The sequence below is a fragment of the Arenibacter certesii DSM 19833 genome (assembly GCF_000429545.1).
Lineage (GTDB): Bacteria > Bacteroidota > Bacteroidia > Flavobacteriales > Flavobacteriaceae > Arenibacter > Arenibacter certesii.
The window spans coordinates 140,071-157,006 of the sequence record NZ_KE386914.1 but is presented as its reverse complement, the minus strand read 5'-3'; the positions used below and the strand labels follow the sequence as shown (position 1 = coordinate 157,006).

11 protein-coding genes are annotated in these 16,936 nt (G+C 40.4%); 8 read left to right on the top strand and 3 right to left on the bottom strand.

The annotated features are described in order from the left end of the window. Window positions 1–56: 56 nt before the first annotated feature. Both G466_RS0119540 and G466_RS0119535 read right to left on the bottom strand, forming a co-directional pair. Window positions 57–440, bottom strand: a complete 384-nt coding sequence (locus G466_RS0119540; protein ID WP_026815122.1) for a DUF3037 domain-containing protein — start codon at window positions 438–440, stop codon at window positions 57–59. Then, window positions 430–1,209, bottom strand: a complete 780-nt coding sequence (locus G466_RS0119535; protein ID WP_026815121.1) for a HipA family kinase — start codon at window positions 1,207–1,209, stop codon at window positions 430–432. Before G466_RS0119535 ends, G466_RS0119540 begins: the two co-directional genes overlap by 11 nt. 945 nt (window positions 1,210–2,154) lie before the next feature. Between G466_RS0119535 and G466_RS0119530 the strand changes: the two genes are divergently transcribed. Then, window positions 2,155–4,536: an outer membrane beta-barrel family protein gene (locus tag G466_RS0119530; protein ID WP_026815120.1), complete on the top strand. Its 2,382-nt coding sequence runs from the start codon at window positions 2,155–2,157 to the stop codon at window positions 4,534–4,536. Window positions 4,537–4,644: 108 nt separating this feature from the next. After that, window positions 4,645–5,529 carry a dienelactone hydrolase family protein gene (locus G466_RS0119525; RefSeq protein WP_026815119.1) on the top strand — a complete coding sequence of 295 codons (885 nt, stop codon included), beginning with the start codon at window positions 4,645–4,647 and terminating at the stop codon, window positions 5,527–5,529. 586 nt (window positions 5,530–6,115) lie between these two features. Here the strand turns inward: G466_RS0119525 and G466_RS0119520 are convergent. Further along, window positions 6,116–6,700 carry an RNA polymerase sigma factor gene (locus G466_RS0119520; RefSeq protein ID WP_026815118.1) on the bottom strand — a complete coding sequence of 195 codons (585 nt, stop codon included), beginning with the start codon at window positions 6,698–6,700 and terminating at the stop codon, window positions 6,116–6,118. Window positions 6,701–6,818: 118 nt separating this feature from the next. Between G466_RS0119520 and G466_RS22830 the strand changes: the two genes are divergently transcribed. The 6 genes from G466_RS22830 to G466_RS22820 all read left to right on the top strand — a co-directional run bounded on the left by G466_RS22830 (window position 6,819) and on the right by G466_RS22820 (window position 16,796). Next, window positions 6,819–7,967, top strand: a complete 1,149-nt coding sequence (locus G466_RS22830; RefSeq protein WP_051315792.1) for a FecR family protein — start codon at window positions 6,819–6,821, stop codon at window positions 7,965–7,967. 155 nt (window positions 7,968–8,122) lie between these two features. Next, entirely contained in the window at window positions 8,123–11,518 is a 3,396-nt protein-coding gene (locus tag G466_RS22825) for a TonB-dependent receptor (protein WP_051315791.1), read from the top strand. A gap of 13 nt (window positions 11,519–11,531) precedes the next feature. Further along, on the top strand, window positions 11,532–13,103 hold the full coding sequence (locus G466_RS0119505; RefSeq protein WP_026815117.1) for a RagB/SusD family nutrient uptake outer membrane protein: 1,572 nt from the start codon (window positions 11,532–11,534) through the stop codon (window positions 13,101–13,103). A 5-nt stretch (window positions 13,104–13,108) separates the two neighbouring features. After that, a complete protein-coding gene (locus G466_RS0119500; protein WP_026815116.1) occupies window positions 13,109–14,416 on the top strand; it encodes a Gfo/Idh/MocA family protein in 1,308 nt (435 codons plus the stop codon). Between the two features lie 138 nt (window positions 14,417–14,554). Next, the gene (locus G466_RS0119495; protein WP_026815115.1) at window positions 14,555–15,334 is read left to right on the top strand and encodes a 3-keto-disaccharide hydrolase; all 780 of its coding nucleotides are present in this window, start codon (window positions 14,555–14,557) and stop codon (window positions 15,332–15,334) included. Window positions 15,335–15,527: 193 nt separating this feature from the next. After that, window positions 15,528–16,796 carry a nucleoside permease gene (locus G466_RS22820; RefSeq protein WP_051315790.1) on the top strand — a complete coding sequence of 423 codons (1,269 nt, stop codon included), beginning with the start codon at window positions 15,528–15,530 and terminating at the stop codon, window positions 16,794–16,796. Window positions 16,797–16,936: the final 140 nt, after the last annotated feature.

The following is a 16,936-nucleotide window of genomic DNA, read 5'->3' as shown; positions in this document are numbered from 1 at the left end:
TTACTGATTACTGATTACTGGTTACTGAGCATCTCACTACTCACTACTATTTTAACTTACATCACCTGTTTTTTAAAAATAACTTCCAGCTCTTTTTCGGGATCGTGGCAAAGGCCGGTATGTGTTTGGGAGGTTTGTATAATAGTACTTCTAGAAGCCGCCAACCAACGGAAGCGATCCGTTAATTCCATTTCTCCAATAACCCCCGATGAAGGTGCTCCTTCACATATTAATTTCCAAGCCCCCAAATACTCATTTAGATAATCCAAATCCAGATCCGCAGAAAAAACCGCTAATTTCTTTTCATCGATGTGGAATTGTACACCCAAAAATTTCTTCGATTTTGAAAAAAGCAACACGCCCACATTAAAGAACTCTCCACGTTCTACTTTGGGAACAATTCTAATAATGGCATATTCATATTTAACCCTATCTTGCATCTTCAGCTTCTTTTACCAATGAATTGATCATTGAAAGTTTGGCATTCATATATTCCATGTAGGCTGACCTCATTTCGTTGGGGGTCATAGTGTCCGATTCACTGGTCAACCATTCTTCCGGGATTAACGCAATTACCTCGGCCAGTTTATCTTGGTCCAGTCTGACTTTAATTTCCTCGGCGGCCTCTGCTAAACTATGGGCACGCTCCAAGAGCACATGGTCCTTTATCAGAGGAAAAGTCCTGGAAAGGTGATTTTTCCAATTTTCCCAGTTATGGTGGAAATAAAAACTAGCCCCGTTATCTATTACCCACAATTCCTTATTCCAGTTTAATAGATTGGTGTTTTTGGCCGTACGGTCTATATTGCTAATAATACTATCTAAGAGGACTACCTTGGAGGCGGTCATGGAATCTACTGTGGAAATTAAAGGATCATAGGAAATTGCGCTGGACAAAAAATGCAGTCCCAGATTAAGGCCTACACTAAATTTTAGTAAATCCTGAATTTCTTCATCGGGTTCCGTCTTGCTAAAGGTGTCATCTAAATTCATAAACACCAATTCCGGCACTTTTAGTCCGATAGCACGTGCAAATTCCCCACCGATAAGTTCAGAAATCAACGCCTTTTTCCCTTGGCCAGCTCCCCTAAACTTTAAGACGTAAAGAAATTCATCATCGGCCTTGACGATAGCAGGTAAGGAGCCTCCTTCCCGTAACGGTTTTATATATTGAACAACATTTACTGTTCTAATATCAATCTTATTCATGACGGCTAATATAGAAAAAGTAAACGACCTAAAATTCAATACATACGCCTACAGTTATAATTAATTGCTTATGTAATGTAGGTGTGATTATGTTCTTTGTACCACGGCTTAAAAGCGCGTGGCAATTCATACGTGGCAATTTAAAAGTGATGTGCCAGTTGGCGCACTAGCCTTCGCTAAAATTAGCTCCTTAAAATAACGGTTCAGCATACCTTCTCTTAATATGGTCTGTTTGCTTTTTATTTACTAAGCTATGCGTCTTAACTAATCTATCTTGCCTATCCTCTTTTCATTTCTTTTGCTCGCCCAAAAGAAACAGGGCCGAAAAGCGAAGGTACAGTGTACCTTGGTTTAGAGGAGCCAGCCGTAGCGTTGGCGAAGGCGCCTTATCCAATGAATTTTTTCGACAACGAGGTCGAAAAACCATTGACGAAACTCCGCGTCGTTTCGTTCCTCCACTCCTGATTTCGGAGCTTTCGTCAATTATTCTGCGGCTAAGGAAATTTGCTTCGCTTGATTCTCTAATTATAATAATACTGATTGAAATAAATCTACTAATTGAAAAGTTATAGTGTAGTCGAAGGGTGGAAATATGGAAGCATAAATCGTAGTAGTCACCCGGACCCTTTTTAGGGAGATTTACCTACCGGGGTAGGTTTATCAGCCGAAGTGAAGTTTACCTATCACAGGCATGTTTACCTCCCGAAGGGAGGCGTAGTCGAAGAGTTACAATCCCAGCTGAACCCTAATATTGGTGTTAACCCGAACCCTTAATGTAGTCGAAGGGTGCTAAAAATGGAAGCATAAGATTTTTAAAACCCAATTATAAACCAAATCATTTCTCGTGTAGACTTCCGTGGTTTACAAAATAGTTAAAGCATTTATTACAAAGCGTTTGCAACCTACAAATTCGTATATTACACCTGCTACAGGAACAATAAACTCATGAAATACACCAGGCTCCAACGACTATACCTTTTTCTATTTTTACTAAACTCCACCGTATCCCATGCGCAAGACAACCTCATAACTATTACCGGAAAGGTGGTAGAAGAGACAGGCGGACAACCTATTGCCTTTGCGACGGTAATGGTAGCGCATGTTGCTACTAAAAAGCCGATATCAGGCACCACCACAGCAGATGATGGTAGTTTTGAGTTAAAGACCGATGCCACTAATTTTTATATAGAGATTAGTTTTCTGGGCTATCAAAACCAAACCTTTGCTAAACCTATCAGTAGCACACCTATCATTGATTTAGGGACTGTAGCCCTTATTGAAGATGCAGAACAACTGCGGGAGGTGGTAGTACAAGGGGAAATATCCCGGACCGAATTTAAGTTGGACAAGCGCGTTTTTAATGTGGGGAAAGACCTGAGTACCACAGGGGCTAGTGCCCTAGAAGTGCTGAACAACGTGCCTTCGGTTAATGTAAATATAGAGGGACAGGTAAGTTTGCGCGGAAGTCAGGGAGTACAAATTCTCATCAATGGAAAACCCTCCATCATCGCTAGTGAACAAGGGAATGCCTTGGGGACCATTACTGCCGATATGATAGATAGGATAGAGGTAATTACCAACCCATCTGCCAAGTACGATGCAGAGGGAACTTCAGGGATTATTAATATTGTTATTAAAAAGGAGGAGCGAAAAGGGCTAAATGGATCTATATCTGTAAATACAGGTGCTCCCAACACACATAGCGTTGGCGTAAGCCTAAACAGGCGTACCGAAAAATTCAACCTTTTTAGTCAGCTCGGAGTCGGAGTGCGGGAATTGCCCAATGATATTGAGACCAGAAACGTAGATCTGGTCAATAATCGGACAATCCTCAGTAGTGGGATCGAATACAGAAACGAAACCTATTACAATATTGTTTTGGGAACGGATTATCATATCAATGAGACCAATGTACTTACCCTTTCGGGAAATTTTGCCATGGAAATAGAGGAGCAACCTTCTTCCACCGCCTTTGCAGCCATTAATTCTGGTGGGGATACTAGTAGCAATTGGGAACGAAATGAGGTTACCGAAGCTAAAAACCCCAAACTGCAATACGAGTTGCAGTATAAAAAAGATTTTAAAGGGGATGAGGACCATACCCTACTATTTAGTGCCTTGGGGAATTTTTTTGGTAAGGACCAGTCGTCCGAATTTAAGAACACTACTATTTCCGGAGCTAATAATGATGCTACCCAACATACGCGGACGGATTTTAAGGAAGCGGTATTCACCTATAAATTGGATTATACCAATCCCTTTACGGAGGAATGGACCTTGGAAACGGGGGCGCAATATGTGCTGAACGATGTGAGCAATGATTATGAGGTAAATAACCTAGTTGATGGGGCGTTTGAAAATGATCCAGGGCTGACAAACATATTTGAGTACAATCAAAAAGTAGTGGGACTCTATGGTACTGGCTCTTACGAAGGTGAGAAATGGGGGATAAAAGCAGGGATGCGATTAGAGCAGACCGATCTGAGTACCTTACTGGCCACTTCTGGGGAAGCTAATGATCAGGATTATACCAATTTTTTTCCTAGTGTGCATACCTCCTATAAGTTTAGCGATAGGATATCCCTACAAGCGGGGTATTCCAAACGTATCTACAGGCCTAGGCTATGGGATTTAAATCCCTTTTTTAATATTCGGAACAATTTTAGCATCCGGCAAGGTAATCCCGATCTACTACCGGAGTTCACGGATTCCTATGAAATTACCAGCATTTATATTTTAGGCAAGACCTCCTTAAACCTGGGTATCTATAGCCGGTATACAACCGATGTGATAGAACGGGTATCTACCTTCCAAAATAATGTAAGCACCTATAGGCCAGAAAATATTGGGACCAATCAATCGAATGGAATCGAGTTTAATACCAAGTATAGTCCCGTAAAATGGTTTACCCTAACGGGGGATTTTAATTATAGTCAGTTTAAACGGGAAGGGATTTTTAATACTACGGTATTCGATTTCAGCGGGGACCAATGGTCGGCCAAATTAATGACCAAATATAAATTGCCATTGGACGTTGACCTGGAGATGACGGGTAATTATCAATCTAGCTACCAAACGGTTCAGAGTACTATTAGCGATAACCTGTACATGGACTTAGGACTTAGAAAGAGTCTGCTTAAAGGCAAGGCGGTCCTCAGTCTAAGTGTAATGGACCTGTTTGAATCTAGAATAGATGAGAGCCAGATCGCCCAGGCAGCTTTTGAAATTTATAATACGCGACAAAGAGGCCGATTTGTATCCTTCGGATTCAGTTACGGCTTTGGAAAAGGAGAAGCCATGGAATATTCTGGCCAAAGAAGACGGTAACGTAATTACCTAAAGTTAGGCTGATCTTTAAACAGGAAATAATCTAGGGATATAAATTTACCTTTCGTTTGCGTATTTAGAGCAAACAATAACCTAAAACTCAAGAAAATGAAAAAGATCACAAAAGAAGATATTAAACAGGAAGTGTTTGATCTTTACGACGATTATGCCCATAACAGGGTAAACAGAAGGTTATTTCTTGATAAACTAGCTACTTATGCGATAGGCGGACTCACGGTAGGTGCGCTACTCAGTTTTATTTCTCCTGATTATGTGAAGAAAATCCAGATAAAAAAAGACGACGCACGGTTAGGGTCGGGTTACATCACCTATAGTTCCCCAAAAGGAGGAGGGGAGATAAAGGCATTGCTATCCAAACCTGCTGAAATTCAGGGGAAGCTACCGGGGATAGTGGTGGTGCACGAGAATCGTGGACTAAATCCTTATATTGAAGATGTGGGGAGAAGGGCCGCCGTGGCCGGATTTATTTCTATTGCCCCAGATGCGCTGACGCCTTTGGGAGGCTATCCCGGGAACGACGATGAAGGAAGGGAGCTTCAACAAAAACGCAATAGGGATGAGATGCTACACGATTTTATAGCGGCCTTTGATTACCTGAAAGCACATCCAGATTGTACTGGTAAAGTAGGGGTGGTAGGTTTTTGTTTTGGAGGATGGGTATCCAATATGATGGCCGTAGCGATTGCGGATCTTTCCGCTGCCGTACCCTTTTACGGGGGACCACCAACGGAAGGGGTTGAAAAGATTAAAGCACCATTGTTGCTTCATTTTGCGGAGCTGGACAAACGGGTAAACGAAGGATGGCCCGACTATGAGCAGGCTTTAAAAAAGCACAATAAAGAATATACCGCTTATATATACCCGAATGTTAACCACGGTTTTCATAACGACACCACTCCGAGGTATGACAGGGATGCAGCTGAACTCGCATGGAATAGGACTATAGATTTTTTCCGTGATAAGTTAGCGTAGGGAAAACACTGCGTTGTATTGTATTGGTGTGTTTGACTTATAAAAAGTCAACCGAACCCTATTGTGGAGTTTACCTACCGGAGGAAGGTTTACCTCCCGAAGGTATGCGTAGTAGAAGGGTGGTAACCCAAGCTTATCTCTATACTCGAATTTACCTACCGTAAGGAAGTTCAGCTTCATAAAGAGAAAAGGAGAAGAATTTTTAAAATTAATACTAAGCTGAAAACAGGTGAGGAAAGCCTCTCGTTTGGTTTTCCTGAGCCCCAAAATAGGGTTCAATCCCGACGCATCGGGACCGAGATTCAGCTTTTTATTTTCTTAAAAAGCGCGGAGTTTAAAAACCGGTTTTTAGATGTATTCTAAAAAATTTATTAGGACCGATCGGAAAATGCAATGCTTTGCATTTGTAGAGAGGGGCCAGTTGGCGCGTTGGCCATTATATCATGAATCATTATATCTTTCAAGAGTCAATATAATATCGTACCCAAAGGATAAGTGTTCCTAGCCGTAACTTTTGCCTAGCCCAGGATTTAAAATTAGGCAAACTTCAAAAGCAACTCAAAATAATGTAGTCTATTATTCGACCTTAACCTCTAGCATTCTTTCCCAAAACAATAATAAAAACCATATCATACTTAGTTCTTACTTTTCCTCTGATGATGTTAAAGGCCTTGGTGATTTGTGCCTCTACCGTTTTTATAGAGACATTGAGGTAGTTAGCAATTTCTGTATTGGTAAGGCCTTCTAGCTTGCTGAGGATAAAAACCTGTTGGCATTTAAGGGGTAAGCGTTTTATTTCCTTGGTAATTTCCTTGTTAATGCGCTCATAACTAGGATCGTCCTGAGCTAGCACCGCCTTCTCTAAACTATCATAATACGTTTGCTCTAAAACCATGATCGCTCTTTTCTTCTTGTACTGGTTGATAAATTCATTGTAAACGGCCCTGTACAAAAAGTTTTTCAGCGAGGTGTGTATATCTAGTTTTTTTCGCTTTTCCCAGGTCTTTAGAAATACGTTTTGTAAAATGTCCTGTGATTGTGCATGGTCGCGGGTAAGGCTAAGGGCATAACCGTAAAGTCGTTGGTTATAAAGGTCTATTAAGGAATTATAAGCGGTTTCTTCTCCAATTTTAAGTCGAGAAACAAGAAAATTATTATTGTCATTTTTCATGTTAATTAAATGGTTTAATAAAAGTAGTTGGTGTTATTTTATGTGAATATAGAAAATAATCGGATAGAAAGTTAGGGTATTTGCATTTTGTATTGTCTATATACTAAAGAGGCGAACTATGGTCAGTCCAGAAGTAGAACAGCTGATTGTTAGGTTCTTATCCAATTCCGCTACTACTGTGGAAATAGATGAGCTAACTAACTGGATCCTGATGGAAGGGAATCAGAAGTTGTTTGATGCTTACGTGCAATCGCATCTGGAAATAATTACGAGCAAGAACAGGCCAGATACGGTGGGTATAAAAAAAAAACTGATCCATAAAATAGAAAAGCATAAAAAGAAGCACGTTTTAAAAACCAGTACTAGATATGCAGCAGTAGGGCTGTTACTTTTATCCCTAGGGTATCTTATACCGTTATCGCTTTTTGTAAAACCAAATACCAATTCAATTTTGCACAAGCAGGAAGAAATCACGATCACTTTGAGCAATGGTGAAGTAGAAACGCTGCGGGGTAGAAAAGAAAAAACAATTAAAGATGCTAATGGAAATAGTATAGGGATTTTAGAGGATACCAAATTAGTATATAGCGGCACCTCCAATACGGAGAAACTGGTGTACAATACCCTAAGCGTTCCCTATGGAAAACAGTTTAATCTTGTTCTTTCCGATGGGACTCAGGTAGTGTTAAATTCGGGTACTTCTATTCGGTATCCTGTAGCCTTTATAAAAGGAAAGGAGCGCACCGTCTATTTAACCGGGGAGGCCTATTTTGATGTTTTTGAGGATAAGGAACATCCCTTTGTAGTTTATGCCAATGAAATGGAGATACAGGTGTTGGGAACCGAATTTAACGTTTCCCATTACCCAGAGAACGATCATATTCAAACCGTTTTAGTAGAAGGTGCTGTAGCACTTCAAATAAAGGGAGATTCAGCTACCGATGCAATAACTACAAGATTGGAACCAGGAACAAAAGGAGAATGGCTAAAAAGTGGGAGTACGATAGCCGTAGAAAATGTAGATACTAAACTTTATACCGCGTGGACCCAAGGTAAATTGGTATTTAGAAATACGGAATTTAAAAAAATCCGTCAGGCCTTAGAGCGACATTATAACGTGGCTATTACAAATAACAACCCCCTATTGGACCAACAAGTGTTCGATGCCACATTTGATATAGAAACCATAGACCAGGTGCTAGAATCGTTTAATAAAAGTTATGCCATTGAATACGATATAGAAAATAAGGAAGTAATAATACAATAATTGTGTAACCCCTAAAACCCAACAGAATGAAATAGACCATTTAACCTATTAGTAATCAGATTGTTTTAAAAACTTGAATCGGATAGCTTTAGTGCTTTTTCCGATTTCACACATAATAATTTAACCGAATAAAAACCAGTTAACACTTCTAGATTATGAAAAAACATTTTAAACTAAGGGGTGGGCTATGCTACCCTTTTAAGCGAAGCCTGAAAATGCGACTCACGTTATTGCTGACCATTGTTTCTCTATTTCAGCTTCAGGCAAATACCTATCCACAAAACAAGGAAATCTCCTTGGACCTGTCCAATGCTACTGTTGGAACTGTTATCAATGAAATTGAAGCGCTTTCGGAATTTAAATTTCTATTGAACAGGAAGGATGTAGACCTAAATAGAAAAGTCTCCATAAAAGCAAATAAAGAAAAAATCGCTACTATTTTATCGGAACTTTTTAATAATACCGATGTAGATTTTGAGGTATTGAACAAACAGATCATCTTGAGCAAATCGGCCAAAAAGACCCTTCCCAAGAGCCCTGTTGGTACTAATGAAAACAACATAAAAACACTGCAATTTACCGTATCTGGAACCATTTCCGATCAAAGTACTATGCCACTACCTGGTGCAAATATTGTAGAGAAAGGTACCGTTAATGGGGTTACTGCTGATTTTGATGGGAACTATTCCTTGGAAGTAGCTAGTGAAAACGCCACATTGGTGATTTCCTACATTGGTTTTGCTACCAAAGAGGTTTCTGTAAATGGACAAACTACCGTAAACGTACAATTGGAAGAGAGTGCTTCTGGATTAGATGAGGTGGTTATAGTAGGGTATGGTACCCAGTCCAGAAAAAACATTACTGGGGCAATTAGTACCATCCCTACCGATAAACTTGCTCAGCGTCCCGTTACCAATACGGCGAATGCTTTGCAAGGGGAAGTTCCAGGATTAACCATCTTTAACTCGGGTGGAGCACCAGGGGTAGAAGATGTTAAAATCCGGATTAGGGGGGTAGGTACGCTAAACAATGCCAATCCGCTAGTTTTAGTAGATGGTATTGAGCAGGCACTTGGTACTGTTGAGCCACAGAACATAGAATCTATTTCCGTATTAAAAGATGCTGCTTCTGCCGCTATATATGGTTCTAGGGCAGCAAACGGTGTTATCTTGGTAACTACAAAACGTGGCGCTTCTACCGGAACTACCATGTCCTACAATACTTTAATAGGTATACAACACCCTAGTTTTTTTCCAGAAAAACCTAGTGACGAGGCTTGGATGAGATTGGAAAATGATGCACAGGTAAATGCCGGTGGTTCTCCTACCTTTTCTGAGGAGTATATTTCCAATGTGATTGCTGGAACAAATCCCTTACAATTCCCATGGGCAAATTGGGAAGAAGGTATCTTTAGAAATGGTGCCCTTATGAACCAACATGGTTTCTCCATCTCTAGCGGTGGCGACATAGGGAAGATTTTCACCTCCCTAAATTATAGCGATACCGATGGTATCATTAAAAATTTCAACAATAAGCGAACTAGCGTAGTGCTTAACGCGGATTTATATGCCAATGATAAGCTGACCTTTAAAGTTGGACTTACCTACCGTAACGGGAATTTTACAGGACCGGGACACGCTATAAATTCATCTGGCATTGCGGGACAACAGATTGTACAAGCACTTCTGCATATGAACAGAAATGTGGTGATGGAGTACCCAGATGGTACCTATGACCTAATTTCTGGACAATGGAATGCTGCTGCTATGGCCAACGAAGGGGAAACCGTAAGGCTTTCCAATGATGTTGTAGCACAGGGAGGTTTTGATTATAAATTCTCGGAAGCGCTTACCCTGAAAGGAAATGTGACCTATAAAAACAATCACCAAGGAACTTCTACCTTTATGAATAGCCTTGCAGGGATGAAAAATTATGTAACCGGTGAGCCTGTTACCGTATCCGGATGGTTTGCTACCAATAGCTTAACAGAAAGGAATATTTCGGAAAGGGAATTGAGTCAGCGGTTGTTCCTAGATTATGAGAAAACATTTGGCTATCATGACCTTGGTGCACTTGTTGGTTACGAGGAGATACACAACAGCCTTAAAAACGTAGCAGCTAAAAGGGAAGGTTTCTTTAATAATGACCTTCGTGATTTAAGCGCTGGTGGTGTGGATAACCAGAGTATAAGCGGATTTAGGGAAGAATGGAGACTTCGTTCCTTTTTTGGCCGAGTAAATTATTCTTTTGACGATCGGTTCTTATTACAAGCCAATTTAAGGATAGATGGTTCTTCTAGATTTGGTGATGGTAATAGATATGGTTATTTCCCTTCCGTTTCTGGAGGTTGGAATATTGCCAACGAGTCGTTTATGGAAAACCTTTCTGACGGGGCTGTCCTAAGTGACCTTAAATTAAGAGCATCTTGGGGACAATTGGGGAACCAGAATATTGGACTTCATAAGTTTAGAAATACATACAACCTAAATCAAGGTTATCAGTTTGGAGGGAATGTAGTTTCCGGGTCCGCTATCACTCAGGCAGGGAATTCGAATATCACCTGGGAAACTACGACCATTACCAACTTTGGTTTGGATGCTTCATTTATTAACAATAGACTCTCCTTTGTAGGAGAATATTTTAGGAAGTACACCGATGATATTCTATTGCAATTGCCTATCTCTAGTACAATTGGGGTGGGTGCACCGGTACAGAACGCAGCAGCGGTTTCCAACAATGGATATGAGCTTAGTTTAACCTACCACAGTCCGTTTAAAGATGACGATGGGTTTAACTATACCATTGGGGTAAATTTCTCTGATGTAATCAATAAGATTGAAGATTTAAAGGGAGCCGGACCTTACTTTAACGATGGTTTTACCGTGTGGCAAGAGGGCTACTCCATTAACGCGCTTAGAGGGCTGGATTCTCCCGGGCTGTATCGTACCCAGGCCGACTTGGATAAGTATCCTGCGAAGTTAAGTTCTAATGCGGGAATTGGTAGCATCATTTACAAAGATGTAAATGGCGACGGAGTTATCTCTCAATCCTTAGCTCCAGGAGGAGATCAGGTAATTATAGGAAATGAAGATCCTCGATACGAATTCGGTTTACGATTTAATGCCTCTTATAAGGGGTTTGACTTCTCCATGTTCTGGCAGGGCGTATTAAAGCAATATCATACCCTAGACGGCGCATTGGTAGAAGGACCTGCTTATCAGAACTTTATTCCTAAGGAAATGGCAGATAACGCTTTTGATCCTGTTAAAAGACCTAATGGAACATGGCCAATGGTAATTGCTGGTGGAAACTGGAATATCGTTAAATCGAGCTTTTGGTTGGTTGATACCAAGTATGCAAGGCTAAAAAACTTCCAAGTGGGATATACTTTAGAGCAGGATGTGTTCTCTAACCTAAGGATGTATGTGTCAGGAGAAAACTTGGTAACCTTTACACCACAGAATCTTTTTGATCCTGAAACCCCTAGAGGTAGAAGCCAGTTCTTTCCACAAACAAAGACTATAAGCGTAGGTTTAAACATCGTATTTTAAAAAAGACAAAATCATGAAAAGAAATAATAATATAAAAGGTTTATTATTCTTCGCTACCGTTGCCTTGTTTATGGGATGTAGTGAAGGGTTTGATGAAGGTTTAGATATAGAACCGACTGGGGCAGTTTCCGAAACTACCTACTGGTCTACCGTAAGGGATGCTGAGTTAGCCGTTAATGCCGTTTATGCCGAATTGGATGGTACGCAAATGGTTATGGCACTAGATGGTATTACTGATCTGGGCTACCATAAGTACTCTAACGTTCCTACCTTTAACGATGTCCGTTTTGGGGAAATAGATCCTTCCAATAGTACTATTACAGGTATTTGGAACCGGTACTATAGAGGAGTGAGAAAAGCGAACGATGTAATTGGGAATATTGTAAAGTTAGAGAACGCAGATCCAGAAGAGATTGCTAGATTGACCGCGGAGGCTAAATTTTTAAGAGCCTATTACTATACGCAGCTTTCCAGTTTATGGTGTGATGTGCCGTTAATTACTGAGGTTATTGATATTAATGACCAACGCCCTACCAATTCTAGGGAAGAGATTGTAACCTTTGTAACCAATGAACTGAATGACATTATAAATTCTAATGCATTGCCATTGAGTTATTCTGCAGATGATACAGGAAGGGTCACCCATGGAGCGGCTTTAACCTTATTAGCGAGAGTAGCGATTCGTAACGGTAATTATCAGCTTGCTCGTGATACTTCCAAAAAAGTAATGGATCTGGGTATTTATAGTCTTTATCCCAATTATGAAAAGTTGTTTCAGGTAGAGGGACAAAACTCCTCGGAGGTAATTTTTGATAGGCAGTTTGCAGTCGGTGGCGATACCTATAATGCCTTTGGTTATTCTGCCGCTTCCTTAGGAGGTAGTTCTAGTGTGGAGCCCATGCACGGTCTTTTTGAAAAGTACGAGTATACCGGCCCTGTGAATCCAGATAATCCGTTTGCGAACAAAGATCCTAGGTGGAACTATATCGCTTATTATACAGGACAGCCTATTGGAAACAATACTACCTATAACTCTTGGCCAGATAGTCCTACGCCAGATAAGATTAGTAGTACCGAGTTTTCTACCGTTCATGGTTATAATTTAAAGAAATGGGTAGATTATGAGTCTTTTGCTGCTAACTCTAACCTTGGGGATATCAATATGATATTGATGCGCTATGCGGATGTCTTACTGATGTATGCTGAATCCAAAATAGAGTTAAATGAGATAGATGCTTCGGTTTACAAGGCGATAAATGATATAAGGCAACGGCCAACTGTTGGAATGCCCGCAATTGCGGAAGGAAAGAGCCAAGCAGAATTAAGAGAAATGGTGAGAGACGAAAGAGCAAGGGAATTGGCCTTTGAGGGCTTGCGTTTGTTTGATATTAATCGTTGGAAAATAGGTGAGGTAAAAGCCGGATTGGTCCAAGGAATGTACTATAAGGAAGCTGGACAATGGAAGATATTGGACTATGGAAGGATAGCAAGCTTTAATGCAGGTAGGGATTATTGCTGGCCTGTTCCACAAGAAGAAATGGATATAAATGATGTAATTACCCAGAATCCCGGGTACGTAAAATAATTGTTATGTTGAAAAAAGAGAATAGTTCATCAGAAGGTTCAGACCGAAGAACCTTCATAAAAAAGGCGGGGGCCGCTACACTTTTTAGTGCAGCGACCCTAAATGCCGGATTTGCAAATCCGTTCCTTGCACAGGAAAAAGTGTTAAAGGTTGGATTAGTGGGCTGTGGGGGTAGAGGTACCGGTGCGGCCGTACAGGCATTGAATGCTGACCCCAATACGGTTTTGCACGCTATGGCCGATGTTTTTGAAGATAGGTTGACCAGCTCCTTAGAATTGGTAAAGAAAGAACACGGGCAGCGGGCTGATGTAAAAAAAGAAAGACAGTTTGTTGGTTTTGACGCCTATCAGAAATTAATTGATTCTGGTGTAGATGTAGTGCTATTGGCCGAACCTCCTGGGTTTAGGCCAAAGCATTTTAGCGCAGCTATAGAAGCGGGTAAACATGTGTTCTATGAGAAACCCGTTGGCGTAGATGCCCCTGGGATACGTAAATTTCTGGCAGCTTCAAAAATGGCCAAAGAGAAGAACCTTTCCATAGTTTCTGGTTTATGCTTTAGATATGATCTGCCTAAACAGACCTTCTTTGGTAAGGTACTGAATGGAGAAATAGGAGCTATAAAATCCATTTCCTCCACCAGAAATGGAGGTGAGCTTTGGTATAAAGATCGCCAAACAGATTGGAACGATATGCAATATAAAATGCGAAACTGGTATTATTACAATTGGTTAAGCGGCGATTTTATTGTAGAAATGTTCGTCCATAGTACCGATATGATATCCTGGGCCATGGGAGAAAGAATGCCATTGAGTGCTACCGGAGTAGGAGGTAGACAGTGGCGTACCGATAAGAAATACGGTAATATTTATGACCACTTTGCTGTAGAATTCGATTATGGCGGCGGATTAAAAGGAAATATCGCTACGAGACAGTTAAGTGGAGGATCGTCCAAAAACTCCGTAGAAATCGCTGGGACATTGGGTAATGCGTTTTATCAGGGCAATAGACACGAAATTTGGGGCGAAAATGAATGGAAGTACGATGGGGAAACAAATGATATGTACCAAAGTGAGCACGACGCCTTGTTTAAAGCTATCCGTAAGGGAAGTGCCATAAACGATGGGGAAATGGCTGCCAATAGTACCTTAATGGCTATTATTGCGAGGGATGCAGCCTATTCTGGTCAGACTATCACTTGGGGGGAAGCAATGAATTCTAATGTATCCCTAGGTCCGGAGAATGATGAATACAGCTGGGACTTAAAGTATGATGGACCTGGTATAGCTATGCCCGGAGTAACCAAAATGGTGTAATTATAGTTCTCGTGAAAAAGTGGTTTGGGAATTTGTGAATCGCTTTTTCACGAGGATACTATATACTTTTAAAAAGATATATGCGGTAATATGTAGGACCATTACTATATTGTAAAAAAAATATATAACCATAAGAAAATGAAGAAAATCTCAATTAGAAAACAAATTGCCCATTTATCGGTAGTATTGATTGCACTAACGGGGTGCCACGCTAATGCTCAAAATGAAGCATTCGAATTTGAATTTGGTAGCGATAATACCTGGGAAAATATGATCTCTGGTAAATCTGGAGAAGAAGCTACCATTAAATGGATAAATGTGAATACCGTCAAAGAAGGGTGGACTGTTGGTGATGATGGGGTGTTGGTAAATTTAGGCCATCCAATTGGAGTGGTAAGATCAGAAAAACAATATGAAAACTTTATTCTGCATGTAGAATGGCGCCATATGGAAGCCGGAGGTAATTCGGGCATTTTTGCTTGGAGTGGCGCAGATCCCAAAGGGAATTCCCCCTTGCCAGATGGTGTGGAAATCCAGATGTTGGAATTGGATTGGGTAAATATAAATGCAAAAGATGGGGTTCCCCAACCCATAGCCTATGTTCATGGAGAAGTTTGGGGTGTAGGTGGAGTAGTAACTAAACCAGACAATCCAAGAGGGGAGAGAAGTAAGTCCATAGAAAATAGAGCCAAGGGAAAAGGTGAATGGAATACCTATGATGTTGTTTGTGTAGACGGAGTGATTAAACTTGCGGTGAATGGTAAATTCGTTAACGGAATTTCTAAATCTACACAAAAGAAAGGGTATTTATGTTTGGAATCTGAAGGAGCGGAAATTCACTTTAGAAATTTAAAAGTAATAGAACTCCCTCCAGGAGTAACTTCTGCAGAACAAATAGCTCCTCTGCTTAGTAATTAGTGTGACCTTTATGGAAGAACAAGAAGCCTGATCTAAAAAGGTCAGGTTTTCCCTTGTTCCGATAGAAAATTGAAATATATGGAGTCGATATAAGACCAGGATGTGATAATAATATCATCCTAGACCTAAAAATAAACGGTGCTTCTTTCTGACCAATTGAATCATCCAATAAAAAATATAACCAACTACCAGCATGAAAAACACCGTAAGATTACGACTATCCGTATTAATGCTATTAGAGTATTTTATATGGGGAGCGTGGTATGTTACCATGGGCACCTATCTAATGTCTACCTTGGAGGTAAATGCCACACAGGTAGGGGCAGCCTATGCCAACCTTTCTATTGCCGCTATTATTTCTCCTTTTTTTGTGGGACTGGTAGCTGACCGATTCTTCTCCGCACAAAAGGTATTGGGAACATTGCACGTAATGGGTGCTGCCACCTTGTATTATATAAGTACCGTTTCTCATTTTCAAGAATTTTGGTGGTTGATTTTGCTCTATACTTTATTATATATGCCTACTATGTCCTTGGTGAACTCCATTTCGTTCTCACAAATGGAGGACCCCGATAAGGAATTTCCGCGGATTAGGGTATTAGGGACTGTAGGATGGATTGCAGCTGGACTTTTAATAGGGTTTATGGAACTGGAATCGTCTTATATGACCTTTCGTATTGCGGCCTATTGTTCTTTAGTACTGGGCATACTAAGTTTCTTTCTGCCTAGTACGCCGCCTACGGGTAAAAGTGCAAGCATTTCCTCCATTCTAGGATTGGATGCCTTGGTTTTATTTAAGAAAAGGTCCTTTATCGTATTTTTTGTTAGCTCAATTTTAGTTTGTATTCCCTTGGCATTTTATTACAATTTTGCCAATCCTTTTCTGAATGATATGGGGATGGATAATGCCGCTGCTAAGATGACAATGGGGCAGGTTTCTGAATTGTTGTTTATGTTGCTGATGCCGCTTGCTTTTAGAAGGCTGGGCATTAAAAAAATGATGCTGATAGGTATTTTTGCCTGGGTAGTCCGGTACCTTCTCTTTGCTTATGGAGATATAGGTCCTGGAATTTGGATGCTGTATTTAGGGATTATTTTACATGGGGTTTGTTATGATTTCTTCTTTGTATCGGGACAGATCTATATAGATAAAAAGTGTAAACCTTCCTTTAGAAATTCTGCTCAAGGGCTAATCACTTTTGCTACCTATGGGGTGGGGATGTTTATTGGCTCTTTTGTATCCGGAGCTGTAACCGATAATTTTCTTGTAGAAATTAAGGGGGTATTAAGTTACCAATGGGAATCCATTTGGTTGGTTCCAGCAATAATAGCGTTGGTAGTTGGATTATTGTTCCTGTTTTTCTTCAGGGAAAATCTCGTAGGACCGCTTGTGTTAGATAATAAGGCGCAAAACATTTTACCTAAATCGGATAAAACCGATGAAAAAGATGCGGCTGGTTGAGTAGCCGTTAGTACTTCTATTAAATAAGAAAAATAAGTAATCCCACATTAAATGCGTAAGTCCCCTATAGAAATTAATGCTAGTAAATAAAAAGTAGGCACTTCTTTATATGCAAAATGTAAGTTTATGGAGGCTTCCTT